This window comes from Aeromonas sp. Marseille-Q5825 (assembly GCF_946892685.1).
Classification (GTDB): Bacteria; Pseudomonadota; Gammaproteobacteria; order Enterobacterales; family Aeromonadaceae; genus Aeromonas; species Aeromonas rivipollensis.
In genome coordinates this window covers 239,120-264,983 of record NZ_CAMPOU010000003.1, presented here as the reverse complement: position 1 = coordinate 264,983, position 25,864 = coordinate 239,120, and the positions used below count along the sequence as shown (strand labels likewise).

Sequence of the window (25,864 nt, the reverse complement as noted above, 5' to 3'; positions counted from 1 at the left end):
GGGGTCTCCTTACCGCACGTGGCTTTCTGGACGGGTGATGTGGGCGAGCGCCTGGGTCAGCAGGCGGGCCCCTTCCGAGGTCATGATGGATTCCGGGTGGAACTGGAAGCCCAGCACCCGCTCGTCCCGTTGCTCTATGGCCATGGGCATGCCCTGATAGTGGGCAATCACCTGCAGCTCTTCGGGTACATAGGTCGCCACCAGGGAGTGATAGCGGGCCACCGGCAAGGGGCTTTGCAGCCCCGCGAAGGCGCCGTGGCCGTTGTGCTCAATCAGCGAGCGCTTGCCGTGGACGATTTCCCCCGCCGCCCCGACGGTGCCGCCGTAGGCTTCGCACAGGGCCTGATGACCGAGGCAGATGCCGAGGATGGGCACCCGGCCGCGGGCCAGCTTGATGAGATCGATGAGGCAACCGGCCTCGTGCGGGGCGCCCGGTCCCGGGGAGAGCACCAGCACGGCATCGCCGTCACAGGCTTCTATCTCCTGCATGATGCGGGTCGCCGGCAGGCTGTTGCGGTAGATGCGCACCGGATAGCCCAGGGTGCGGAACTGATCCACCAGGTTGTAGGTGAACGAATCGAAGTTATCGAGCAGGAAGATGTTAGTCATGGCTCACGTCCTTATGTTGCTCCTGCTGGGCGCTCAGGGCTTGCAGGGAGGTGCCATGGCTGGCGGCGATGGCGGCCAGCACGGCGGCCGCCTTGGCGCGGGTTTCGTCCGCTTCGGCCTGGGGCTTGGAGTCATAGACCACGCCGGCACCGGCCTGGACATGGGCCAGACCCGCTTTCACGAAGGCGGAGCGGATGACGATGCAGGTGTCCATCTCCCCCGCGCCGTTGAGGTAGCCCACGGCGCCGCCGTAGCTGCCGCGGCGCTTGCCTTCCACCATGCGGATAAGCTCGCTGGCCCGCAGCTTGGGGGCGCCGGTCAGGGTGCCCATGTTCATGCAGGCCTGATAGGCGTGCAGGGCATCGAGATCCGAGCGCAGGCGGCCCACCACCCGGGAGACCAGGTGCATCACGTGGCTGTAGCGATCCACTTTCAGCAGATCCTTCACGTAGCGGGTGCCGGGCTCGGAGATGCGGGCGATGTCGTTGCGACCCAGATCCACCAGCATCAGGTGCTCGGCCACCTCTTTCTCGTCCTGGCGCAGTTCGAGCTCGATGCGGCCGTCCAGATCCAGATTGATGCTGCCATCGGGGTTGAGGCCACGGCGGCGGGTACCGGCGATGGGGTACATCTCCACCTGGCGGCTGGCGGCGCAGAACTTGACCGCGCTCTCCGGGGAGGCGCCAAACAGGGTGAAGCCCTCATCCTGCACATAGAACATGTAGGGGCTGGGGTTGGTCTGCTTGAGGCGGCGATAGGCGGCCAGCGGGTCGGGGCAGGGCAGGGAGAAGCTGCGGGACGGCACCACCTGGAAGATGTCGCCACGGCGAATGAAGCCCTTGAGCTTCTCCACTTCGGCGCAGAACTGCTTATCGCTCTTGTCGATATGGAGGTTACCGGTGAGGGGCTTGGCGCCTTGCGCCCCCGGTTGCGGCTGCTGGCAGGCCTGCTTGAAGGCCTCGAGGCGCGCGGTCAGCTGTGCGTAACGCTCATCGAGCTGGCTCTCGTCCTGCTCGCCGCCAAAGAGACAGGCCAGCAGCGCCGTGCTCTGCTTGATGTGATCTATGGTGATCAGGGTCTCGGCCACATAGAAGCAGTAGTCGGGGCAGTCGTTGCTCCCTTCCGGCACCTCGGGCAAGTCTTCAAAGGAAGCGATGAGGTCGTAGGCGAAGCTGCCTCCCATGAAGAGGGCCTCTTTACCCTGCTGGCACTGCAGCTCTTGTTGCAGGGTGCGCAGCACGTCCAGCACGCTGCTGCCCTTGAGGCGGCTGTCTTCGTCAAGGGTGCGGTCGGAGGCCGGGAAGTCGAGTTGCAGCTCGTCCGCCACCCGGGTCTGGGTGATGACGGCGGGTAAACGCTGCTCGAGCAGGCGCTGCAACTGGACGCCGTTGCTGGTGAGGGCGCGGACCCGCACAGTGCGGCCACGGCACTCGATGCGCAGGCAGGCATCCACCAGCAGCAGGCTCTGGGTGCCGGCCTTGGAGTCTATCTCCACCGATTCCAGCAGCAGGTTGTTGGGGTTGTGCTGGCAGAGCTGGGTGTAGAGCGCCAGGGGATCTGTCACATAAGGGGCATTGAGCCTGATGGTATCGAATTCGCCCAGGGGTAACCGGGTCTTGTTGCCTGTCATAATGCCTTCCCTTGCATGTGTTGTGTGTAACCGATGTTCATGGCGTTTCTCTCGAATTGGGATTGGTTTTTCGTCACGTCAGCGAGTTCGCCATCGCCATGTCAGTGCACTTGTCTGAATTGTCGGTTTCATCACAGGTCCATTTGCCGGATAATAAAAAAGCCCGCTGGGGTCAGCGGGCTTTTTCTTTGGGTTCTTAATTTGCTGTCAGATTACAGGTACAGCAACGACCACACGCCCGCATGTCAGGGAGTGTGCCACCACCAGATGGTCAGGATGGAAGTCGTTTGCATGATAGAGTCCTGTAAAAAGATGTTTGCAATGAAGTGCCTACAGAAAACGATAAAGCCGCGGCCAAGTCAAGTCGCTTTTTTGCCTTCTTTTTCCCAAGCAGGCCCCCTGATGAGAGCGAAACAAGCCGATGAGATTCGATCTTCACTGTCATACCACGGCCTCGGATGGCGTGCTGAGCCCCGCCGAACTGGTGCGCCGCGCCGCCGAGAAAGGGGTGGAAGTGTTAGCGGTCACTGACCACGATACCCTTGACGGGCTTGATGAAGTCCGCGCAACGATCAAAGCCGAGCAGTTGCCGCTGCGACTGGTGAGCGGGGTCGAGATCTCCAGCGGTTGGGAGCACCACGAGATCCACATAGTGGCGCTCGGGGTGGATGAAAAAAATCCGCAGCTGGTCGCCTTCCTGGCCGGTCAGCGGGCCCGCCGCGAGGCGCGCGCCCTGGAAATAGGGCGTCGTCTGGAGAAGTGCCAGATCCCGGGCACCTATGAAGAGGCCAAGGCCCTGGCCGGTGACGCCGCCGTGACCCGGGCCCATTTTGCCCGGGTGCTGGTGGCGCGCGGGGTGGCCGACAACATGCAAAAGGTATTCAAGAAGTACCTGAGCCGGGGCAACAAGGGTTATGTGCCCGCCGAGTGGCCCGAGATGGGTGAGGCCATCACCGCCATTCACGCCGCGGGCGGGCTGGCGGTGCTGGCCCACCCCAGCCGCTACGGTCTCACCGCCAAGTGGATCAAGCGGCTGCTGGTGGCCTTCAAGGCGGCCGGTGGCGATGCCATGGAGGTCTCCCTGCCCCAGCAGAGCCCCCAGGAGCGGGCCAATCTTGGCCAGTGGGCCAAGGATCACGATCTCTACATCTCGGTGGGATCGGATTTTCATTTCCCCTCCAACTGGACCGAGCTGGGCCGCCATCTGTGGCTGCCCAAGGAGGGGATGCCACTCTGGCTCGGCCACCCCGATCACTTCGGGCTCAGCCAGGAGCAGCATGCCAGCCTGTTGGCCAGCCGCTGACAGGAGGAGGCCGATCCGGTCGGATCGCGTCTTTGGTACGGGCGAGTCTGTGCCAAACAGGTTAAGGTAGTGTCATGGGCCAGGCGGCCCGTGACCATGAAGCGGGCACCCGGTGTGCCCCTATCGCGAGAAGAGCATATGAGTCAGCATTTTTACGTACATCCGGACAATCCCCAGGTTCGCCTCATCGGTCAGGCGGTGCAGATACTGCAAAACGGCGGCGTCATCGTCTATCCCACCGACTCCGGCTATGCCCTGGGCTGCCAGATGGGCAACAAGGACGCGCTGGAGCGCATCTGCCGCATCCGCCGCATCGATCCGAACCACGACTTCACCCTGGTGTGCCGGGATCTCTCGGAGATCTCCACCTACGCCAAGGTGGACAACACCGCCTTCCGGCTGGTGAAGAACAACACCCCAGGCCCCTACACCTTCATCTTCAAGGCCACCAAGGAGGTGCCGCGCCGCCTCATGAACGAGAAGAAGAAGACTATCGGCATCCGGGTGCCCGCCAACAACATAGCGCTGGCCCTGCTGGAGGCTCTGGGTGAGCCGCTGCTCTCCACCACCCTGATCCTGCCGGGCTCCGAGATGGCGGAGTTCGATCCCGAAGAGATCGCCGACAAGCTCGGCAAGCAGCTGGATCTGGTGGTCAACGGTGGCTATCTGGGCGAGCAGCCCACCACTGTGGTGGACTTCTCCGACGACGAGCCCGTGCTGCGCCGTCGCGGTGCCGGGGATCCGACGCCGTTTGAGTGATACTGCCGAGCCCGTACCCGAGGCGATGATCGCGCCGGGTGCGACGGGGGAGGGCCTGCTTCCCCCGCCTATGGCCCCCTCGCCCATCGCAAAAGTGCTGGGGCAGCCCTACCATGAGCTGCCCCAGGATCTGTTTATTCCGCCCGATGCGCTCGAGGTGTTCCTCGACACCTTCGAGGGGCCGCTGGATCTGCTGCTCTACCTCATCCGGCGTCAGCAGCTCGACATCCTGAACCTGCCTATCCTGCAGATCACCGCCCAGTACATGGAGTACGTGGAGCTGATGCAGGGGCTTAATCTGGAGCTGGCGGCGGAATACCTGCTGATGGCGGCCTGGCTCGCGGAGATAAAATCCCGCCTGCTGCTGCCCAAGGCTCCGGAGCTGGAAGACGAGGAGGAGGGAGAAGACCCTCGCGTCACCCTGATCCGCCGGCTGCAGGAGTACGAGCGCTACAAGCTGGGCGCGGAGCGGGTCAACGCCTTGCCGAGGCTGGAGCGGGAGATCTTCATCGCCACCGCCCTGCCACCGGATTTTGGCGCCTTGAAGCCGCTGACCCCCGATGTTTCGCTGGTTGAGCTCGCCCTTTACATGCAAAGTGTGGTAAAACGCGCGACTCATTTTGAACATCACCAGATCCGCCGCGAGCAGATCCCGACCCGGGTGCGGATGGCGGAGATCCTCGCCATGCTCTCCCTGGGCCAGACCCTGCGGCTGGAGCAGGTGCTACGGGCCGAAGAGGGGCGCATGGGGGTACTGGTGACCTTCCTGGCCCTGCTGGAGCTGTGCAAGGAGCAGCTGATCTGGATCCTGCAGGCCGAGCCGCTGGGTCCCATCCATTTTGCATTGGCGAGCCAGGGGGAAGGGGGAGAGCATGAGCAGGTACACTGAGTGGCGGTTCGCCTCGGGCAGTCTGGACGGGGAGGGCAACCGTGGTGCTGCCCACTGAACGACTCAATACCCTATACCCTGATTCAGGGAGGGATGCGTGATGGCGCTGCCTGCTGAACGCTTAAAAACCCTGATCGAGGCGGCGCTGTTCGTGGCCGGTCGTCCGCTCAATGTCAGCGAGCTGAAAAGCAGCGTACTGGCGGATTATCCGGTGACCAGCCGCTATGTGCAGTTGCTGTTGGCGGAGCTCAGGCAGGACTACAGTGAGCGGGGGGTGGAGCTCAAGGAGGTCGCCTCCGGCTGGCGCTTCCAGGCGCGCCAGGAGTATGCCGAGGAGCTGTCGCATCTGTGGAGCGAACGGGCGCCCCGCTATTCGCGCGCCGTGTTGGAGACGCTGACCCTGATTGCCTATCGTCAGCCCATCACCCGGGCCGAGATAGAAGCCATCCGCGGGGTGGCGGTATCGAGCCAGATAGTGAATACCCTGAAAGAGCGCGGCTGGGTGCGCAGCATAGGTCACAAGGAGGTGGTGGGTCGCCCCGAGCTGCTCGCCACCACCCGAGAATTTCTGGACTATTTCAATCTGCAGAGTCTGGAGCAGCTCCCCGAGCTGGATCCCGAGCTGCACTCCCCCTTGCCGGTCATGCTGGGCGAGGGGAGCGACGGTCAATAAGCGGCAGGCCGTCTTGCGCATTAACGTGGTGGCGATGCCCAGAGGGCGCGTCACAGGAGTCAATGTTGTCCGCTATGTCAGCGGGCAGCGATCAACAATCAGGTAAACCCGATGAGTGAAAAACTGCAAAAAGTATTGGCCCGCGCGGGTCAAGGCTCCCGTCGTGAGATGGAGGCCCTGATCACCGCAGGTCGGGTCAGCGTGGATGGCAAGGTCGCCATGCTGGGGGATCGCGTCGAAGTGAACGCCGTGATCCGGGTGGATGGTCACCAGGTCAAGACCCGTGCGGCCGAGGAGCAGATCTGCCGCGTGCTGGCGTATCACAAGCCCGAAGGGGAGATGTGTACCCGCCACGATCCGGAAGGTCGTCCCACCGTGTTTGATCGTCTGCCCAAGATGGACGGGGCTCGCTGGATTGCGGTCGGCCGCCTCGACGTCAACACCTCCGGCCTCTTGCTGTTCACCACAGACGGCGAGCTGGCCAACCGGCTGATGCACCCGAGCCACGAAGTGGAGCGGGAATACGCGGTGCGCGTCTTTGGCGAGATCACCGAAGCCATGCTGCAGCGCCTGCGCAAGGGCGTGCAGCTGGAAGACGGCATGGCCAGGTTCAACAAGATCAAGCCGGCCGGCGGTGAAGGGCTGAACCAGTGGTTCAACGTCACCCTGACCGAGGGTCGCAACCGTGAAGTGCGCCGCCTGTGGGAATCCCAGGAAGTGCAGGTGAGCCGCCTGATGCGCATCCGCTACGGTGACGTCACCCTGGATCGCGGCATCCCCCGCGGTGGCTGGCAGGAGCTCAAACTGCCCGAGGTGAACTACCTGCGCGGCCTGGTCAACCTGCCCAACGAGACCGAGTCCAAGGTCGACCTGCAGCAGGATGGCAAGAGCACCCGCCACAAGCAGGCCGCCCAGATCCGTCGTGCCGTCAAGCGCCACAAGGATATGCAGGGCAAGGAGCCGCGCGCTCGCAGCACCACTGCCCGCCGCAAGCCGCAAGCCTCGACCCGCAACTCCGGCACCGGCAGCAAGTAAGCCTATGCCTGTGGCATGACGTGGTCGGCCCGGGCCAGGCAAAAGCCCGCACCATCTGGTGCGGGCTTTTTGTTTGTGGCGATTCTCCTCCCCCTTTTGAAGGAGGAGGTCGGAAAAGGGTGGCTGCGGGAGAATGGGCGTCAGCAAGGTTGCCCTGGCGGGGCGGGCTTGTTAGCCTTTCCCGCACTGAATACAGGAGATAAGAATGAGCAAGGTACTGGATGAGCTGCTGGCACTGCTGGCGCTGGAGAAAATAGAGGAGGGCCTGTTTCGGGGCCAGAGCCAGGATCTCGGTCTGCGGGCCGTGTTTGGCGGACAGGTAATGGGGCAGGCCTTGTCAGCCGCCAAGCAGACGGTGGCCGCCGATCGCCAGGTCCACAGCTTCCACTCCTACTTCCTGCGCCCCGGGGATGTGACTCGTCCCATCGTTTATGACGTAGAGAATATCCGCGACGGTCAGACAGTCTCCACCCGCCGGGTCAAGGCCATTCAGGGCGGCAAGCCCATCTTCTACCTCAATGCCTCGTTTCAGGTGGAGGCCAGCGGCTTCGAACATCAGGCCCAAATGCCGGTGGGGATCACCCCGCCTGAACTGCTCAAGAGCGAGCTGGAGCTGGTGCGTCCCTACGAGCAGCTGATCCCGGCCACCCTGCGCGACAAGATCCTCTGCGAGCAGCCCATCGAAATCCGCCCGGTGACCCTGGTTGACCCCATCCGTCCGGCGATAGAGGCGCCCCTGCGTCACGTCTGGTTCAAGGCCAATGGGCAGATACCGGATGACCAGCGGGTGCACAACTACCTGCTGGCCTATGCCTCTGATTTCAACTTCCTGTTGACCGCCCTGCAGCCCCACGGGGTCTCCTACTGGGAGCCGGACATGCAGGTAGCGACCATAGATCACTCCATGTGGTTCCACCGGGAGTTCCGGCTGGATGACTGGCTGCTCTATGTGGTGGACAGCCCGAGCGCCAGCGGCGGCCGTGGTCTGGTACGCGGTCAGTTCTTCACCCGCGACGGCGTGCTGGTGGCGAGCACAGCGCAGGAGGGGGTTATCCGCCGGCGCGGTTGACCTCAAATGTCAGCAATAAAAAAACGGGAGCCAGTGGCTCCCGTTTTTTTATTGCGGCGCAGGCCCTCAGGCGGCGTCCCGCTGTGGGGCGGCCAGGGTCTCTTCGCCCTGGGCGAAGCGGTCGGCCCAGAGGGCGATGACGCCGTCACCTGTGACGTTGCAGGCGGTGCCGAAGCTGTCCTGGGCCAAGTAGAGGGCGATCATCAGGGCGATGGAGGCCTCTCCGAAGCCGAGCATGGAGGTGAGCAGGCCGAGCGCCGACATGACGCCGCCACCGGGGGCTCCCGGCGCCGCAATCATGATGACGCCGAGCATCATGATGAAGGGCAGCATGGTGCCATAGCCCGGGATGGCCAGATGCTCGGAGAGGAACATCACAGCGGTGGCGCAGGTTACCAGGGTGATGGTGGAGCCGCAGAGGTGAATGGTGGCGCACAGGGGCACTGTGAAGTTGGCGATGCCGTCGCTCACGCCGTTGTTCTTGCTGGCCTGCAGTGCCACCGGGATGGTGGCGGCGCTGGACATGGTGCCGAGTGCGGTGAAGTAGGCGGGCAGCATGTTCTTGATGAGCATGGCGGGGGAGCGGCCCAGCGCCAGCCCGGTGCCGATGAAGAGCACGGAGAGCCAGAGCCAGTGCATGACGATGGCCATCACCAGCACCACGCCGAAGGTCTTGAGAGTGGCGAACACTGTGCCTTCCACCGTCATCTCGACGAAGACGCCGGCGATGTAGAAGGGCAGCAGCGGGATGATCACGCGGGCCAGCAGGCGGTCTATGATGTCACGGCCCTGATCGGCGACCCGGCGCAGATCGGTGGCCTGGGTGGCGCTGATGCCGATGCCGAACACGAAGGCGGCGGCCAGGGCCGACATCACCCCGAACAGCGGCGGTATCTCGAGATTGATGTAGGAGCTGAGCTTGATGGCGGCCTGCGCCGTGGGCTCGGCGGCCGTGGTCAGCTGCGGGATCAGCTGGCTCGCCACCGTGAAGGCGAACAGGCCCGCCAGTATGGTGGAGCAGTAGGAGAGGGCCACCGTCTTGCCGAGCAGCTTGCCGGAGTTCTTCGGCAGGCTGGCGATGCCGCTCATGATGAAGAACAGGATGATGAGCGGAATGGTGAAGGTGATCAGCTGACCTATCACTGTCTTGGCCGTGAACAGCACCCGTGCGACCCATTCCGGGGCGTAGAGGCCGAGCAGGAGACCGGCGAGGATGCCGGCAATCAGATTGAGGACGAGTTTCATGGGGGAATCCAGGTGTTGGTGTCTGTTTTGTTATTTAATCTTGATTTTAATGCCGCTTTTTAACACAAATGCCGCATCTTGTCTGCCATCACCTGGTTAACTCAGAGTTAAATATTGTTACCTGGATGCTGAATCACGTCGGGCACCCTGTCTGGATCGACGGCCGCGATATTGATTAATTGTGGCGGAATTGGGGTCGCGGATCAGCAGGGCATGGAGCCAGCGGCCATGCACCGCATCCTGGCTGCACCAGCTCTGATGCAGCTCAAACGGCAGGGGGGCGATCAGCTGCGTCAACCGGGCCTCATCGAGCCGGGTCAGCAGCGGATATTCCTCCTGTGAGGGGGGCAAGGGGCTGGCGGGTTCACTCTCGCCATAGGGGAAGGAGCAGTAGAGGGGCCCCTGGGGTTTGAGCAGGCCGGCGAGGTGCATCAGGGAAGGGGCCAGCTCATCCTCGGTCAGGCAGGGCAGCGAGCCGCTGGCCCAGATGCCGTCATAGGGCAGCACGTTGTGCATCTGCTCGAAGCGGCAGACCCGCACCGGCTGGCCGCACAGGCGCGAGGCGGCGCTGGCCTGGCTCAGGCTGGCATCGAAGGCGGTGACCATGAACCCCAGCTCCCGAAAATGGCGCAGATCCTCCCCCGCGCCGCAGCCGGCTTCCAGCAGATGGGCGCCTGGCTGCAAGCGGGCCAGGAAGGGGGAGTGGGCCTGGCCGATGAGGGCGGGGCGCGGCGCCAGCAGGGCAGCGCCTTGGGTGCCTTGGGCGGGTGAGAGTGACAGTGACATAGGGCTCGTCTCTAAGGTGGGCGGCTACTCTAGCAAATTTGCCCCGCTCTGTTCAGATCTGCTGAGGATCCTCCCCGGCCCTGCGTGCAACCAGCGCCATCAGGGACGGCGCAGAAGCGAGGGCGAGGGGTTGGCGAGCAGGCCGAACAGGGTGTCGAGCAGGAAGTCGGCCTCCTGAACAAGGTTGATGCGCTCCGGGAAGTGCAGCCAGTTGATGATGTAGCCATCCAGGGTGCAGTGCAGCAGCGTGGTGGCGCGGCGCAGATCCAGCCCTTGGGGCAGGTGGCCGAGGCGCACGGCGTTGCCCAGGGTGATCTCCAGATCCCGGAAGAAGTTGATGGATTGCTGACGCATGTGATCCCGCAGGGAGATGGCCTCTCCTTCCAGCGACTCCAGATTGAACATGATGGTGAACATCTGCTGGTGGGCGGGTTCTGTGCTGATCTTGCATATCACCTCCTTGAGGAAGAGGCGCAGCTTGCCGAGGGGATCCGGCTCCTGCTCATCCACACAGGCATCGAGCTGGTGGGAGAGGGGGGCGCACAGCTCCTCCCACAGGGTGACGAACAGCTCCTCCTTGTTCTTGAAGTGCCAGTAGATGGCACCCCGGGTCAGGTCTGCCGCCTTGGCGATGTCGGTCAGGTTGGTCTTCGCCAATCCCTGTTGGCAGAACAGATTCAGGGCCGTGCTCATGATGTGGCAGCGGGTCTGCTGCGCTTCTTCTTTGGTTCTTCTGGCCATCGGATCTGTACCTGTTAAAAGGGGAAAAAGTTACTTACATACATTTATGAATGTATGTATATTGCCTCATCTTCGCAGTTTTACCAACAGGGGCCCTATAAACCCTGTGGTTTTGTGGTTTTTTTTGTTTGAAACAGAGGCTCAGAAACTCCATGCATAAACACATTCTCGCACGTTCGGTGGGCCTTGCCTTGTTGGCAAGCGGCCTGCTGGCTGGTTGTGGCGACAAGGGCGAGGCCGGGCAAGGGGCGGGCGAGATGCCGCCTGCCGCCGTGGACGTGGTCACTCTCCATGCCGCACCGCTGCAACTCATGTCCGAGCTCACCGGCCGCACCGCCCCCCTGCGGGTGGCCGAGGTGCGTCCCCAGGTGAATGGCATCATCCTCAAGCGCCTGTTCACCGAAGGCAGCGACGTCAAGGCCGGCCAGCTGTTGTACCAGATCGATCCCGCCGTCTATCAGGCCGCCGTCGCCAGCGCCAAGGCGAACCTGGCCAAGGCACAGGCCAACGAGCAGAGTGCCCGCCTCAAGGCCCAGCGTTATGCCGAGCTGGTAAAGGTGAAAGCCATCAGCCGCCAGGAGTATGACGACGCCGACGCGGCCTGGAAACAGCAGGTCGCCGAGATTGGGGCCGCCAAGGCCGCCCTGCAGAGCGCCAACATCAACCTGGCCTATACCAAGATCACCGCCCCCATCAGCGGTCGCATCGGCAAGTCCGCGGTGACCGAGGGTGCCCTGGTCACCGCCCAGCAGGCCGACAGCCTCACCTCCATCTCGCAGCTCGATCCCATGTATGTGGACGTGCGCCAGTCCACCGCCGATCTGCTGCGCCTCAAGCGCCAGGTCGCTGCCGGCAAGCTCGTCCAGGACGAGAGCAAGGGCGCCAAGGTGCGCTTCCAGCTGGAAGATGGCAGCCAGTACAGCGAAGAGGGCTCATTGCAGTTCTCCGACGTGACAGTGGACGAGACCACCGGCATGGTGACCCTGCGGGTCCTGGTCCCGAATCCCCATGATCTGCTGCTGCCCGGCATGTTCATGCGCGCCACCCTGCAAGAGGGCGAGCGCCCGCAAGGCCTGCTGGTGCCGCAGACCGCCGTGACCCGCACCCCCAAAGGCGGTGCCACCGTCATGGTGGTGACCGCGGACAACAAGGTCGAGCTGCGGGAAGTGCAGCTCAGCCGCGTGGTTGGCGACAGCTGGGTGGTGGAGTCCGGCCTCAAGGCCGGCGAGAAGGTGATAGTGGCTGGTCTGCAGAAGGTCAAACCCGGTGCCTTGGTGGCGCCCGCTGAGCGCGCCAGCAACACCACGACAGCACAAGCCGATCAGACCCAGGTCACCAAGCAGTAGGATGGAGTAGTCGCCTCATGGCACGATTTTTCATAGACAGACCCATTTTCGCCTGGGTAATCGCCCTGGTGATCATGCTGGCCGGGGCCATGGCCATCATAGGCCTGCCGGTCGCCCAGTACCCGACCATAGCCCCGCCGGCCGTTGGCATTTCCGCCAGCTACCCGGGGGCGTCCGCCAAGACGGTGGAAGACTCGGTGACCCAGATCATCGAGCAGAACATGACCGGGCTGGATCACCTGCTCTACATGTCTGCCCAGTCCGATTCGTCCGGCAACGTCAGCGTGACCCTCACCTTCAAGCCGGGCACGGATCCCGACATCGCCCAGGTGCAGGTGCAGAACAAGTTGCAGCAGGCCATGTCGCTCTTGCCCCAAGAGGTGCAACAGCAGGGTGTGCGGGTTCAGAAGACCTCCAGCAGCTTCCTGATGGTGGCCGCCTTCATCTCCACCGATGGCAGCATGACCAACGACGATCTCGCCGATTACGTGGTCTCCAACATCAAGGAGCCACTGAGCCGGCTGGATGGGGTGGGTGACATCACCTTGTTCGGCAGCCAGTACTCCATGCGTGTCTGGCTGGATCCCCACAAGCTCAACCGGGTACAGATGACCCCGGGAGACGTGCAGGCCGCCATCCAGGCCCAGAACGCCCAGGTGGCCTTCGGCAAGCTGGGGGGCACCCCTGCGGTGAACGATCAGCAGTTCACCGCCACCATCATGGGGCAGACCCGTCTCTCCACCCCGGAGGAGTTCAACAACATACTGCTGCGGGTGAACCAGGATGGCTCCAAGGTGCTGCTCAAGGACGTAGCCCGGGTCGAGCTCGCCGGCGAAAGCTACGATGCCTCCGCACTCTACAACGGTCAGGCCACGGCGGCGCTGGCGATCAAGCTGGCCACCGGGGCCAATGCCCTGGATACCGCGGACGAGGTGCGCGGCAAGCTCGATGAGCTGTCGGGCTACTTCCCGGCCAACATGAAGATCGTCTACCCCTACGACACTACGCCCTTTGTGAAGATCTCCATCGAGGAGGTGGTGCAGACGCTGATCGAGGCCATCTTCCTGGTGTTCTGCGTCATGTATCTGTTCCTGCAGAACTTCCGGGCGACCCTGATCCCGACCATAGCGGTGCCCGTGGTGCTGCTCGGTACCTTCGGGGTCATGGCGGCCTTCGGCTTCTCCATCAACACCCTGACCATGTTCGGTCTGGTACTCGCCATCGGCTTGCTGGTGGATGACGCCATCGTCGTGGTGGAGAACGTGGAGCGGCTGATGAGCGAGGAGGGGCTCTCCCCGCTTGAAGCGACCCGCAAGTCCATGACCCAGATCACCGGCGCCCTGGTGGGCATAGCCCTGGTGCTGTCGGCGGTGTTCGTGCCCATGGCCTTCTTCGGCGGCTCGACCGGCGCCATCTATCGCCAGTTCTCCCTCACCATAGTCTCGGCCATGGTGCTCTCTGTGCTGGTGGCCCTGATCCTGACCCCGGCGCTCTGTGCCACCCTGCTCAAACCCATGAAACACGGGGAGTTCGGTGCCCAGCGCGGCTTCTTCGGCTGGTTCAACCGCTTCTTCGACACCAATGCCAACCGCTACCAGAACGGCGTGCGCAAGGTGATCAAGCAGGGGACCCGTTACAGCATCATCTATCTGGCCATGCTGGCGGTGCTGGCGGTGCTCTTCATGCGCCTGCCTACCTCCTTCCTGCCGGAAGAGGATCAGGGGGTCATCATGTCCATGGTGCAACTGCCGGTGGGGGCCACCAAGGAGCGTACCGAGGTGGTGCTGGCCGACATGCGCGACTACTTCCTCAAGAACGAGAAGGACAACGTCGACTCGGTGCTGACGGTGGCGGGCTTCAGCTTCGCCGGTAGCGGCCAGAACAGCGGCATGGCCTTCATCAAGTTGAAGGACTGGAGCGAGCGTAAAGGCGAGGAGCGCAGTGCCAATGCCATCATAGGCCGCGCCATGGGCTATCTGTTCAGCATCAAGGAGGCGCAGGTCTTCGCCTTCAACCTGCCTCCCATCCCGGAACTCGGCACGGCCACCGGCTTCGACTTCTTCCTGCAGGACCGCGGTGGTCTGGGTCACGAGAAGCTGATGCAGGCCCGTAACCAGTTGCTCGGCATGGCGGCGCAGGATCCCAACCTGGTGCGGGTGCGCCCGAACGGGATGGAAGACACCCCCCAGCTCGACATCAAGATAGATTACGAGAAGGCGCTGGCTCAGGGGCTCTCCATCAGCGACATCAACAACACGCTGTCGGCGGCCTGGGGCTCTTCTTACGTGAACGACTTCGTCGACAGAGGCCGGGTCAAGAAGGTCTACCTGCAGGCGGATGCCCCCTTCCGGATGAACCCGGAGGATCTGAAGCTGTGGTACGTGCGCAACAGCGCGGGCCAGATGGTGCCCTTCTCCGCCTTCGCCAGCACCGAGTGGAGCTTCGGCTCGCCGCGCCTGGAGCGCTACAACGGCGTCTCCGCCATGGAGATAGTCGGTGAAGCGGCCCCCGGCAAGAGTACCGGTGACGCCATGGCGGCCATAGAGCAGATGGTGAAACAGCTGCCGGAAGGTATCGGCATAGAGTGGACGGGGCTCTCCTTCCAGGAGCGTCAGGCAGGCTCCCAGGCGCCGGCGCTCTACGCCATCTCGCTCTTGGTGGTCTTCCTCTGTCTGGCGGCGCTGTACGAGAGCTGGAGCATACCGTTCTCTGTCATGCTGGTGGTGCCGCTCGGGGTACTGGGCGCCATACTGGCGGCCACCCTGCGGGGCCTGGAGAATGACGTCTACTTCCAGGTGGGCCTGCTCACCACTATCGGGCTCTCGGCCAAGAACGCCATCCTGATCGTGGAGTTCGCCAAGGAGCTCCATGACAAGGGGATGAAGCTCGGCGATGCGGTGGTGGAAGCCTCCCGTCAGCGTCTGCGTCCGATCCTGATGACCTCCCTCGCCTTCATCCTCGGCGTCTTGCCGCTGGTGATAAGCACTGGTGCCGGCGCCAGCAGCCGCAACGCCATCGGCACCGGCGTCATGGGGGGGATGATCACGGCCACAGTGCTCGCCATCTTCTTCGTGCCGCTCTTCTTCGTGCTGGTGATGCGTTACTTCACCAAGCAGAGTTCAGCCGAGGAGCGCGCCGCGCTGACCAAGGAGACCCAACATGACTAAGACCCTGGTCGCCCTGAGTGTGACGCTGCTGCTGGGGGCCTGCTCCATGGCCCCCGATTACCAACGCCCCGAGGTGCCGCAAGGCGCCTCCTGGCAAGAGAATCTCGCCACCCAGGGGGCGCTGGCCCCCTGGCAGCAACAGTTCCTCGATCCGGCGCTGCAAAAGCTGATCGACACTGCCCTTGAGAACAACCGGGATCTGCGGCTCGCGGCCCTCAACGTCGAGGCCTATGAGGCCAGATACCGGATCCAGCGGGCGGCCCAGTTGCCGACCCTGGCCGCCAGCGGCTCCGGCACCCGTCAGCAGGGATCCGACGATCTCAGCAGCACGGGGCAGGGGGGCATCAGCAGCCAGTACGGCGCCGACATCGGCATCACCGCCTATGAGCTGGACCTGTTTGGCCGGATCCAGAGCCTGAAAGATCAGGCGCTGGAGAACTACCTGGCGCAAATCGAGACCCAGCGCAGCACCCAGATAGCGCTGATCGCCTCGGTGGCGAATGCCTACCTCACCCTGCTGGCGGATCAGGAGCTGCTGGCGCTGAGCCAGGCGACGCTCGCGACCGAGCAGGAGAGCTATGCCCTGACCCAGCACAAGTACCGGCTGGGAGCGGCCTCCGAGATGGAGCTGGCGCAGGGGCGCACGGCGCTTGAGAATGCCCGGGTCAGCCAGGCGCAATACCAGCGTCAGGTGAAACAGGACAGAAACGGTCTGGCCCTGCTGCTCGGCACAGAAGTGCCGGTGCTGGAGGGGCAACCGGCGACCCTGGCCGAGGTGCAACTGGCGGCCATCCCGGTGGGGGCCCCCTCCAGCCTGCTGCAACAGCGGCCCGACATACTGGCGGCGGAGCACAGCCTGAAGGCGGCCAACGCCAATATAGGCGCGGCCCGTGCCGCCTTCTTCCCGACCATCTCGCTCACCGCGACGGCGGGTACCGCCAGCAACCAGCTGAGCGGGCTGTTTGACGGCGGCACCGGCACCTGGACCTTCATGCCCCAGATAAACCTGCCCATCTTCGACGGTGGTAAGCGGGTGGCAGATTTGGACGTGGCCGAGGTCGGCACCAAGCAGGCGGTGGCGAGCTACGAGAAGAGCATCCAGACCGCCTTCAAGGAGGTCGCGGATACCCTCGGCGCCCAGGCGGACTACCAGCAGCAGCTGCAGGCCCAGCAGGATCTGGTGGATGCCAACCAGACCTACTTCAAGCTGGCGGAGTTCCGCTACGAGCAAGGGGTGGATAGCTATCTGACGAGGCTGGATGCCCAGCGATCTCTGTTCAGCGCCAGACAGGGGCTGATCAGCACCCGCCTGGCCCAGCTCAGCAACCAGGTCGCCCTCTACAAGGCGGTCGGTGGCGGCTGGCAGGCACCCAAGGAGGCCCCGGCGGCCTTTGAAGGGCAGGGCTAGTCTCTCTCGCTGACAGCGTGACAGTCACAGGGCGAACCATCCGGTTCGCCCTGCTTTTTTAGGTGCGATTGACCATGCAAAGCCCAGCCTGGTTGCGGGGAGAAACCCGCCCAGACCGGGAGCAAGCCTGCACAAGCGCCTTCTAGGATGTGCACCAGCCCTTACCGTCATCACCGGCCAGAGAAAACCGGCGACCGGCTCGCAGTCAGCATCCGGTTCGTTCGCTGAGTCCGGCCGAGGGGATGCTATTAATCGCATAAGCTACGCACTAATTATTCTTTCAAAGAATAAATGGGGGGATCTTATAGTTGGTCACTCGACTCTCATTCCAAGGACGTGCAATGAAACGACTCCTGCCCGCCACCCTGTTCGCCGCAGGACTGGCCCTGGCCCCGCTGGCCCAGGCCGCCACCCTGCTCAACGCCTCTTACGACGTGATGCGTGACTTCTACAAGGACTACAACGCCGCCTTCCAGAAACACTGGCAGGCGGAAGGCGGCGAGCCGCTGCAGATCAATATGTCCCACGGCGGCTCGAGCAAGCAGGCGCGGGCAGTCATCGACGGCCTGCCCGCCGATGTCATCACCATGAACATGGCCACCGACATCAACGCCCTGGCCGAGCATGGCGGCCTGGTCCCGAAAGAGTGGGCGGCCCGCCTGCCGGACAACAGCGCGCCCTTCACCTCGGCCACTGTGTTCATCGTGCGCAAGGGCAACCCCAAGGGGCTGAAGGACTGGCCTGATCTGCTCAAGGAGGGGGTACAAGTGATAGTGCCCAACCCCAAGACCTCGGGGAACGGCCGCTACACCTACCTGTCGGCCTGGGGCTATGTACTGGAGCAGGGGGGCGACGAGCAGGCGGCCAGGGCGTTCGTCGGCAAGCTGTTCAAGCAAGTCCCCGTGCTCGACACCGGTGGCCGCGCGGCCACCACCACCTTCATCCAGAACCGCATAGGCGACGTGCTGATCACCTTCGAGAACGAAGCCGAGATGATAGCCCGCGAGTTCGGTCGTGGCAGCTTCGAGGTTGTCTACCCCAGCGTCACCGCCGTGGCCGAGCTCCCGGTGGCGGTCGTCGACAAGGTGGTCGACAAGCAGGGCACCCGCAAGGAGGCTGAGGCCTACCTGACTTACCTGTGGTCTGACGAAGGCCAGCGCATCGCCGCCAACAACTACCTGCGCCCGCGAAGCCCGGCTATCCTCGCCGAATTTGCCGATCGTTTCCCGAACGCTACCTTCCTGAACGTGGTGAAGACCTTTGGCGAGTGGCCTGTTATCCAGAGCACCCACTTCAAGGAGGGCGGGGTGTTCGACCAGATCTATGCCGTGCGGTAAGAGGTGCCCGAGCGGCCAAAGCCCGGCCAGGTGCCGCCATCTTGGGACCATTCGCCTGGGGCTCATGCCTTGACTGCTGAGCCTCCCGGCTGGCGTGCAAGGGGCAGAATGGAAGAACCGGACATCGCCGGTATATGAAAGAAATGGGCTGGGCGCTCGCGGGACAAGCAGGGTCCCTGGCGGGGGCCCACATCACAAAAAGCACAAAGGGTTAGCGTCTGGATGAAGCTAACCCTTTGTTTTACCTGGTGCCGGAAACAGGAGTCGAACCTGCGACCTTCGCATTACGAATGCGCTGCTCTACCAACTGAGCTACACCGGCTTGTCCCTAGATTCCCGAAAATGTGCTGGCAAGTCAATGAGCCAGGACTGCTTTTATGAGCCTGCTCATGGAGTTACAGGCACACTTCAGAGATCGACAAATTCCGGAATGTGGGCGCGACCACGGCTCTCGAGAAACGCGAGCAGGGCGCGGGGGGTGCGTGCCAGGATCCGCTCCTCGGGGAAGCCAGCCTCGGTCACCAGCCGGTGGCAGTGGTCAAAATCCCCCAGGCTGAAGGCCACGTGGGAGTCTGAGCCGAAGGTGAGGTAAGCACCCAGATCCCTCGCCGCCTCGACAATGGCGCGGCAGTTGCCTTCACTGCCCGGACGGGAGTGACTGAAGGAGGAGTTGTTGATCTCCAGCGCCACCCTGTACTCGGCGGCGGCCCTGACCACGGCCTGGATGTCGATGGGGAAGGCGGGGTTGCCCGGGTGGCTTATCATGTCGACCCGGCCGCTTCGGATGGCGTTGATCATGGCCTGGGTATGGGTTGCCTGATCGCAGGGGGGGAACACGGGCTCATGGAAGCCGGCCATGATCATGTCAAGGCGCGACTCGTAGCGCTCGGGGAAGTCTATTTCGCCGTCTATGTTCTTGATGTTGGCCTCGATGCCGCGCAGTATGCCGACCCCGTCCACCACCCGTGGCAGGACGTGCAGGTTGACGAAATGCCAGAAGTGGGGCGCATCGGCCATGTCGGGACCATGATCCGTGGTGGCAAAGAGCTTGATCCCCTTGGCCTTGGCAATGGGCAGGTAATCGTGGATGGTGCTGTAGGCGTGGGTGCTGGCGACGGTGTGCGTGTGGGTATCGACCTGGTACTTCATCTTTTCTCCCCTCTGGCATGAGGCGCCAGCATAGCAAGATTGGCGGAGTCGGGCCATGTGGCGGCCTGCCATACTTTGTCACAAATTACGCCAGGACTGACAAAGTCTGACCATCTTTGTCTGCGAGCATAGCCCCATCGATGCAAGCCTGAACTCTCATCGATGAGTCGAAACTGGATGATTCGACTCACTTTTCCCCACCGTCGCCCCTGCGACGGTTTTTTTTCGCCCGCAATTCTCGCCGCCATCCGGATAAAAAAATGCCCAACTAGCATGGCGCAAGTTGGGCGAGACTTAATGTTTAATTGCAGTGGCATAGATATAGAGTCCTGCCTGGCCGCTAAGTTCCCATCTTGTTCCCGCTTTTTTGGTTGAAAACATTTCGCCAACACCTGTTCACATTCTCTTGACATGACTGGGCGTGAAACGTACTTTTTAAACATTCGTTTAAGTGAGGTGTCCAGTGAGTAAAATCGATACCAAAAACCGTATTCTCGACGCCGCCGAGGTGCTGTTTGCCGAGCGGGGATTCGCCGATACCTCGTTGCGTCTGATCACCAGCGAGGCCGATGTGAACCTGGCCTCGGTCAACTACCACTTCGGCTCCAAAAAGGAGCTGATCCAGGCGGTGCTCGATCGTTACCTGAGTATCTTCATGCCTGAGCTGGATGCTCGTCTGCAGACCTTGATGGCGCAGGAGCAGCTGACCCTGCTGCAGGTGTTCGAAAGTTTCGTCGACCCCCTGATGAAGCTGGTGGCGGTGCGGGCCAACGGCCCTGCGCTCTTCATGCAGTTGCTGGGGCGCGGCTACATCGACAGCCAGGGCCACCTGCGTCGCTTCATCACCACCCACTACGGGGCGACCCTGCACGGGATCACCCAGGCGATTTCCAAGGCCAACCCGGCCCTGTCGCCGGCGGATCTCTTCTGGCGCCTGCACTTCACCCTGGGCACAGTGGTGTTCACCATGGCTTCCGCCGATGCCCTGCGTGACATCGCCCAGGCCGATTTTGGCCAGCAGCTCGATGTGGAAGGGCTGGTGCGCAACGTTATTCCTTATCTGGCGTCCGGTGTCGGGGCGCCCGTGGAGTCGACCAGGCTCTCCCTGGCCGTGTAACACCTAACAATAATCAACGGAAACAGTGAAATAGAAGGAACTTCGGTATGATCACATTGCTTGTCCTGCTGGTGCTGGCGATAGCCGTGGTGCTCGGCGTGCCCGCCATCCGTAAAAAGGTGGTGACCCGTCCTGTGTTCGGCATCTTCAAGAAGATACTGCCGCCCTTGTCGGCCACCGAGCGGGAGGCCATGGAAGCCGGCTCCGTCTGGTGGGATGGCGAGCTGTTTCGCGGCAACCCGGATTGGAAGAAACTGCACGGTTACGGCAAGGCCGAACTGAGCGCCGAGGAGCAGGCCTTCATCGACAATCAGGTCGAGACCCTGCTCGCCATGGTGGACGACTTCAAGATCGTCAACGAAACCAAAGACCTGCCAGAGCCGGTCTGGGACTATCTGAAGAAGGAAGGCTTCTTCTCCCTGATCATTCCGAAATCCTATGGCGGTCGCGAGTTCTCGGCGATTGCCAACTCCACCATAGTCACCCGCATTGCCACCAAGAGCCTGAGCGTGGCGGTCACCGTCATGGTGCCGAACTCCCTCGGCCCGGGCGAGCTGCTGATGCACTACGGTACCCAGGCCCAGAAGGACTTCTGGCTGCCGGGGCTGGCCAACGGCAAGGAAGTGCCCTGCTTCGCCCTGACCGGTCCGGAAGCGGGCTCGGACGCGGGCGCCATCCCGGACAAGGGGATCGTCTGCAAGGGCATGTACAAGGGTGAAGAGGTGCTGGGTATTCGCCTGAACTGGAACAAGCGCTACATCACCCTGGCGCCCCGCGCCACAGTGCTGGGGCTGGCGTTCAAGCTCTATGACCCGGAGAAACTGCTGGGTGACAAGGAAGAGCTCGGCATCACCTGCGCCCTCATCCCCACCAGCCACCCGGGCGTGCGCGTGGGCGATCGCCACTACCCCATGGGTCTGGCGTTCCTGAACGGCCCGACCTTCGGCAAGGATGTGTTCATTCCGCTCGACTGGATCATCGGTGGCCCGGATTATGCCGGCCGTGGCTGGCGCATGCTGGTGGAGTGCCTCTCCGCCGGTCGCGGCATCTCGCTGCCTGCCCTCGGCACCGCCTGCGGTCACATGGCGAGCCGTACCGTGGGGGCCTACTCCTACGTGCGCAAGCAGTTCGGCATGTCCATCGGCAAGTTTGAAGGGGTGCAGGAAGCGCTGGCCCGCATCGGCGGCCTCACCTATCAGCTGGAAGGGGCCCGTCGCATGACCGCAGGTTCCCTGGACTTGGGTCAAGCCCCGGCCATTGTCACCGCAATTTCCAAGTACCACATGACCGAAATGGCGCGCCAGATCATGGATGACTCCATGGACATCCACGCCGGTCGCGCCATTCAGCTCGGCCCGAAAAACTACACCGGCTACGCCTACATGGGCATTCCGGTCGCCATCACGGTGGAAGGGGCCAATATCCTGACCCGCAACCTGATGATCTTCGGGCAGGGGGCCACTCGCTGCCACCCTTACGTGTTTGCCGAGCTGGAAGCCGCCGCCGACACCGATGTGGAGCGTGGCCTGGAGAAGTTTGATGCCCTGCTGATGAAGCACATCGCCTTCGGTACCGGCAACTTCTTCGGCGCCCTGTTCCAGGGGCTGACCCTGGGTCAGTTCAACAATGCCCCTGTGGCTGGCGAAACCGCCCGCTACTACAAGCAGCTTTCTCGCATGAGTAAAGGGCTGGCCCTGTGCGCCGACGTCTCCATGCTGATGCTGGGTGGCGATCTCAAGCGCAAGGAGATGATCTCCGCCCGTTTGGGCGACGTGCTGAGCCACCTCTACCTGGCTTCCGCCACCCTCAAGCACTACGAGGATCAGGGCCGCATGGTCTCGGATCTGCCGTTCGTGCAGTACGCGGTAGAGCGCAACCTCTACCTCATCGGCAAGGCGTTCGAGGGCTTCTTCCAGAACTTCCCGAACAAGGTGGTAGGCGCCGTGCTCAAACGCGTGGTCTTCCCGTTTGGCGTGGGCTACAAGATGCCGGCAGACGAGCGTTGCCACGCCATCTGTCTGGCCATGATGACCCCGGGCGAGTTCCGCGATCGTCTGACTGCACTCTGCTACGTGGGCAAGGATGACGCTGATCCGGTCGGTCTGATGGAGCGCGCCTTCCAGGCCATGGTGGCGGTGCAGCCCATCGAGAAGAAGCTGGTGCAGGCCCAGAAAGAGGGCAAGTTGCCCCGCAAGATGGCCCTGCCGGAGCTGGTGGCCGCGGCCCTGTCCCAGTCCATCCTCGGCAAGGAGGAGGCGGACAAGCTGCTGGCCGCCGATGCCCTGCGCTACGAGGCCATTCAGGTGGACAACTTCGCCCCGGGCGAGCTGGAAGGTCTGTCTCAACCGAACCCGGTTGTGCACGCCGCCTGACCCCGAGAGTGAACTGACAACCGGCCCATGTGGCCGGTTTTTTTGTTTGTTAACCAGGCATTTACAACCTCGATTAATTCCAGTTAAATGCAATGGCCCCCACCCTTGGGGCAGGAAGCAAGGCCAGCGGAATGGCCGATAACAACAACTCAGGAAGAGTGAATGAACCTCGCCAAAACGGCGATCGAACGCCCCATCTGGGTGGCGGTCTCGGTCGTGCTCATTTTTTTGCTGGGCCTGCTCAGCATCCGGGGACTGCCTGTCCAGCTGTTTCCCGACATCGATCGTCCTCACCTCAACATCTCGGTGGACTGGCGCTCGGCCTCGCCCCAGGAGATGGAGTCGGAAATCACCGACCCCATAGAGCAGGAGATGCAGGGGGTGCAGGGGCTGAAAAACCTCACCAGCAACAGCTATCCCGGCTTTACCGAGATCGACATGGAGTTTGCCCTCGGCACCGACATGCAGCGGGCCCAGCTCGACGTCATCTCGCGCCTGAACCGGGTCTCCGGCCTGCCGGACAAGATCGGCGGCCCCTACGTCAACAACTACAGCAGCAACGACACCCTGACCTTCTTCTTCATCCAGCAACTGCCGGGTGCCAAGGGGGCGATAGACGATCACCAGGCGCTGATCGAGGCGAGGGTCAAGCCGGAGCTTGAGCGCATCCCCGGGGTGTCGACCGTGGAGGTGGAGGGGATCAACGAGCGTCAGATCCAGATCCGCTTCGACCCCTATCGCGCCGCCGAACTGGGGGTGGAGATACCCGTGCTCGCCAGCCGGGCAACCACTGGCTGGGACGTGTCGGCCGGCACCCTCGATATAGGCCGCTGGGAGTACAAGCTGCGCTTCGCCGGTCGCTACGACGTGGCCACCCTGGGGGACAAGGTGGTGGACTGGCGCGACGGCCTGCCCATCTATCTGCGGGATGTGGCGGAAGTCAGGGTGGCCCGGGAGGAGAACCCTGTGCTGCGCATCCAGAACGGCAACACCGCCATAGCGGCGCAGATCTTCAAGGAGAGCGGGGCCAATGCCCTGGCGGCGCTGGAGGGGATCAAGCTCAAGGTGGAGGAGCTCAACCGCGAGGTGCTGGAGCCGGTCGGTCTGCACATGGAGCAGTCGTTCGACGCCTCCCTCTACATCAACCGGGCGGTGGGCATGGTGACCGCCAACCTGGGGCTGGGAGTGCTGCTCTCCTGCGCCATCCTCTGGGTCTTCCTGCGCCAGCTCAAGGCGACCCTGATGATAGCGATCGCCATCCCCATCAGCATCATGCTCACCTTCTGCCTGCTCAAGGTGATGGGCAGGACGCTGAACATCATCTCCCTGGCGGGGATCGCCTTCGCCGTCGGCATGGTGCTGGATGCAGCCATCGTCGTGCTGGAGAGCATCTACCGGCGCCATGAGCGGGGGGATCTGAGCAAGGCCGAGGCGGCGCTGGAAGGCACCAGCCGGGTGTGGACAGCCCTGGTGGCTTCCACCCTCACCACTGTCGCCATCTTCCTGCCGGTACTCTTGCTCAACGATGTGGAGGGGCAGCTGTTTGCGGATCTCGCGCTCACCATCGCCTGCGCCGTCACCGTCTCCATGGTGGTCGCCGTTACCGTGCTGCCCGCCGTGGCGGCGCGCTGGATGGGGCGCGAGCGGCTGGTCGATCCCTATGACGGGCTCTGGCGGCGCACCACCCGCCATGTTATCCGCTGGACCGGCACTGCCCCCCGGCGCTGGACCCTCATCGTATTGATGATGAGCGGGCCCGTGCTGGCCAGCTGGCTGCTGCTGCCCAAGATGAACTACCTGCCGGACGTGAAGCGGGATGCCATCGATGTGTGGATGAGCTTCACCCCAGGGGTCAACCTCAAGGCCCAGCGGGAGGAGGTGATAGACACGCTCATTGCCAGGCTGGATCCCTACATGAAGGGGGAGCAGGAGCCGACCCTCAAGAACTACTACATATTGCGCTACCCGGGCGGCGCCCAGATCGGGGTGCGCCCCAGGGACGAGACCCGGATCAAGGCGCTGGAGCAGCTCCTGATGAAACAGCTGTTGGTGGGCATACCCGATACCCGGGTCTTCGGCGGTCAGGGGTCGCTCTTTGGCGGCTTCGACAGCGAGAACGGCATCTCGTTGCTGATCCAGGGGGGCGAGCTGCCGGCGCTCTATCAGGCGGCCAGAGAGAGTATGGCCATGGTGCAGCGGGACTTGCCGGGGGCCCAGATAAGGCCTGAGCCCGGGCTCGACTTCACCGCCCCCGAACTGCGGCTGGTGCCCCAGGACAGGCGTCTTGCCGAGGTGGGTTGGGATCGCAGCCCCTTGCCCGCCATCATCCAGACCTTCGGCGATGGCCTGCGGGTCGGCGAGTATTTCGACGGGGAGGAGCGGCTCGACATCCTGCTGATGGGCCAGGCCTCCGCCAACCCGGACGAGCTGAAGGCGGTGCCGCTCGCGACTCCGTCCGGGCGCATAGTCCCCCTTGGCGAGCTGCTGCGGGTGGAGCCCGGCCTCGGGCCTGAGAGCATCTTTCGGGCCGACGGGCGGCGCAGCATCAGCCTGCAGATCACCCCCCCTGAGGGGATGAGCATGGAGCAGGTGCTGGAGACCCTGCAGACCAAGAGCTTTGCCGCCATCCGGCCGCTGCTGCCGGTCGGGGGCGAGCTCAGGGTTGCCGGCAATGCCGACAGCCTGCAGCAGGCGCTGGACAACCTCGGCGGCATCTTCCTGTTCGCCGTGATGATACTGCTCATCTTGCTGTGGGGGGTCTTCGCCTCCCTCAAGGATGCCGTGCTGGTGCTGCTGACCCTGCCGCTCGCCACAGTGGGCGGCGTGCTGGCGCTGCACCTGAGCGGCCTGCTGGTGCCGCTGCCGATGGACCTGCTCACCATTATCGGCTTCGTGATCCTGCTGGGGCTGGTGGTCAACAACGCCATCCTGCTGGTGCACCAGACCCGCATGGCCGAGCGGGAAGGGATGAGCCGCCAGTCGGCGGTGGCCGATGCCCTGCAAAGCCGGATGAGGCCCATCGCCATGACCAGCCTCACCAGCATCTTCGGCATGCTGCCGCTGATGCTGAGCCCGAGCGAGGGCAGCGAAATCTACCGCGGGCTCGCCACCGTCATCGTCGGCGGCATGAGTTGCAGCACCCTGTTTACCCTGATCCTGTTACCCGCCTTCCTGCGGCTGGGTGAGCGGGTCGACGCACCCCACGCCATCCGGCAGCGGGCCTGAGAAG

General features: G+C 63.2%; 19 protein-coding genes and 1 tRNA gene. 13 read left to right on the top strand and 7 right to left on the bottom strand.

Going from position 1 to position 25,864, the window contains the following annotated elements:
• Nucleotides 1-9 precede the first annotated feature (9 nt).
• Together OC537_RS09495 and OC537_RS09490 are read right to left on the bottom strand one after the other, a co-directional pair.
• Nucleotides 10-609, bottom strand: coding sequence for an aminodeoxychorismate/anthranilate synthase component II (locus OC537_RS09495; RefSeq protein ID WP_262110879.1), 600 nt, complete (start codon nt 607-609; stop codon nt 10-12).
• Nucleotides 602-2,239, bottom strand: a complete 1,638-nt coding sequence (locus OC537_RS09490; RefSeq protein WP_262110878.1) for an anthranilate synthase component 1 — start codon at nt 2,237-2,239, stop codon at nt 602-604. The genes OC537_RS09495 and OC537_RS09490 overlap by 8 nt, the downstream gene beginning before the upstream one ends.
• A 421-nt stretch (nt 2,240-2,660) precedes the next feature.
• On the opposite strand from OC537_RS09490, the gene rnm reads away from it, so the two are divergent.
• The 6 genes from rnm to tesB all read left to right on the top strand — a co-directional run bounded on the left by rnm (nt 2,661) and on the right by tesB (nt 7,967).
• Nucleotides 2,661-3,542, top strand: a complete 882-nt coding sequence (gene rnm, locus OC537_RS09485) for an RNase RNM (RefSeq protein WP_262110877.1) — start codon at nt 2,661-2,663, stop codon at nt 3,540-3,542.
• 138 nt (nt 3,543-3,680) lie between these two features.
• A complete protein-coding gene (locus OC537_RS09480) occupies nt 3,681-4,301 on the top strand; it encodes an L-threonylcarbamoyladenylate synthase (RefSeq protein WP_103244556.1) in 621 nt (206 codons plus the stop codon).
• Complete coding sequence (locus OC537_RS09475; protein WP_171276470.1) at nt 4,294-5,190, top strand: segregation and condensation protein A; 897 nt, start codon at nt 4,294-4,296, stop codon at nt 5,188-5,190. The genes OC537_RS09480 and OC537_RS09475 overlap by 8 nt, the downstream gene beginning before the upstream one ends.
• A 100-nt stretch (nt 5,191-5,290) precedes the next feature.
• Nucleotides 5,291-5,863 carry an SMC-Scp complex subunit ScpB gene (scpB, locus tag OC537_RS09470; protein WP_262110876.1) on the top strand — a complete coding sequence of 191 codons (573 nt, stop codon included), beginning with the start codon at nt 5,291-5,293 and terminating at the stop codon, nt 5,861-5,863.
• A 111-nt stretch (nt 5,864-5,974) separates the two neighbouring features.
• Nucleotides 5,975-6,898: a 23S rRNA pseudouridine(2605) synthase RluB gene (gene rluB, locus OC537_RS09465; protein ID WP_103244558.1), complete on the top strand. Its 924-nt coding sequence runs from the start codon at nt 5,975-5,977 to the stop codon at nt 6,896-6,898.
• Nucleotides 6,899-7,103: 205 nt separating this feature from the next.
• A complete protein-coding gene (gene tesB, locus OC537_RS09460; protein WP_103244559.1) occupies nt 7,104-7,967 on the top strand; it encodes an acyl-CoA thioesterase II in 864 nt (287 codons plus the stop codon).
• Nucleotides 7,968-8,033: 66 nt separating this feature from the next.
• On the opposite strand, the gene OC537_RS09455 is transcribed toward tesB, so the two are convergent.
• The 3 genes from OC537_RS09455 to OC537_RS09445 all read right to left on the bottom strand — a co-directional run bounded on the left by OC537_RS09455 (nt 8,034) and on the right by OC537_RS09445 (nt 10,739).
• Nucleotides 8,034-9,212 carry a dicarboxylate/amino acid:cation symporter gene (locus OC537_RS09455; RefSeq protein WP_025327613.1) on the bottom strand — a complete coding sequence of 393 codons (1,179 nt, stop codon included), beginning with the start codon at nt 9,210-9,212 and terminating at the stop codon, nt 8,034-8,036.
• Nucleotides 9,213-9,329: 117 nt separating this feature from the next.
• Nucleotides 9,330-9,998, bottom strand: a complete 669-nt coding sequence (locus OC537_RS09450; RefSeq protein ID WP_262110875.1) for a class I SAM-dependent methyltransferase — start codon at nt 9,996-9,998, stop codon at nt 9,330-9,332.
• A 99-nt stretch (nt 9,999-10,097) separates the two neighbouring features.
• Nucleotides 10,098-10,739, bottom strand: coding sequence for a TetR family transcriptional regulator (locus OC537_RS09445; RefSeq protein ID WP_059168626.1), 642 nt, complete (start codon nt 10,737-10,739; stop codon nt 10,098-10,100).
• A 152-nt stretch (nt 10,740-10,891) separates the two neighbouring features.
• Between OC537_RS09445 and OC537_RS09440 the strand changes: the two genes are divergently transcribed.
• From OC537_RS09440 to OC537_RS09425, 4 genes are all read left to right on the top strand, one after another.
• The gene (locus tag OC537_RS09440; protein WP_163135250.1) at nt 10,892-12,085 is read left to right on the top strand and encodes an efflux RND transporter periplasmic adaptor subunit; all 1,194 of its coding nucleotides are present in this window, start codon (nt 10,892-10,894) and stop codon (nt 12,083-12,085) included.
• Nucleotides 12,086-12,102: 17 nt separating this feature from the next.
• A complete protein-coding gene (locus tag OC537_RS09435) occupies nt 12,103-15,252 on the top strand; it encodes an efflux RND transporter permease subunit (RefSeq protein ID WP_059168624.1) in 3,150 nt (1,049 codons plus the stop codon).
• Complete coding sequence (locus OC537_RS09430; RefSeq protein WP_262110874.1) at nt 15,245-16,660, top strand: efflux transporter outer membrane subunit; 1,416 nt, start codon at nt 15,245-15,247, stop codon at nt 16,658-16,660. Before OC537_RS09435 ends, OC537_RS09430 begins: the two co-directional genes overlap by 8 nt.
• Before the next feature lie 341 nt (nt 16,661-17,001).
• Entirely contained in the window at nt 17,002-17,997 is a 996-nt protein-coding gene (locus OC537_RS09425; protein ID WP_106886324.1) for a sulfate ABC transporter substrate-binding protein, read from the top strand.
• A gap of 246 nt (nt 17,998-18,243) precedes the next feature.
• Here the strand turns inward: OC537_RS09425 and OC537_RS09420 are convergent.
• A tRNA-Thr gene (locus OC537_RS09420) sits at nt 18,244-18,319 on the bottom strand.
• An 86-nt stretch (nt 18,320-18,405) separates the two neighbouring features.
• Nucleotides 18,406-19,146 carry a phosphatase gene (locus OC537_RS09415; protein ID WP_106886325.1) on the bottom strand — a complete coding sequence of 247 codons (741 nt, stop codon included), beginning with the start codon at nt 19,144-19,146 and terminating at the stop codon, nt 18,406-18,408.
• A 463-nt stretch (nt 19,147-19,609) separates the two neighbouring features.
• On the opposite strand from OC537_RS09415, the gene OC537_RS09410 reads away from it, so the two are divergent.
• The 3 genes from OC537_RS09410 to OC537_RS09400 all read left to right on the top strand — a co-directional run bounded on the left by OC537_RS09410 (nt 19,610) and on the right by OC537_RS09400 (nt 25,860).
• Nucleotides 19,610-20,263 (top strand): TetR/AcrR family transcriptional regulator, encoded by a 654-nt coding sequence (locus OC537_RS09410; protein ID WP_106886326.1) that lies wholly within the window; start codon nt 19,610-19,612, stop codon nt 20,261-20,263.
• Between the two features lie 47 nt (nt 20,264-20,310).
• The gene (locus OC537_RS09405) at nt 20,311-22,635 is read left to right on the top strand and encodes an acyl-CoA dehydrogenase (RefSeq protein ID WP_106886327.1); all 2,325 of its coding nucleotides are present in this window, start codon (nt 20,311-20,313) and stop codon (nt 22,633-22,635) included.
• Between the two features lie 162 nt (nt 22,636-22,797).
• Nucleotides 22,798-25,860, top strand: a complete 3,063-nt coding sequence (locus tag OC537_RS09400) for an efflux RND transporter permease subunit (protein ID WP_262110873.1) — start codon at nt 22,798-22,800, stop codon at nt 25,858-25,860.
• Nucleotides 25,861-25,864 lie beyond the last annotated feature (4 nt).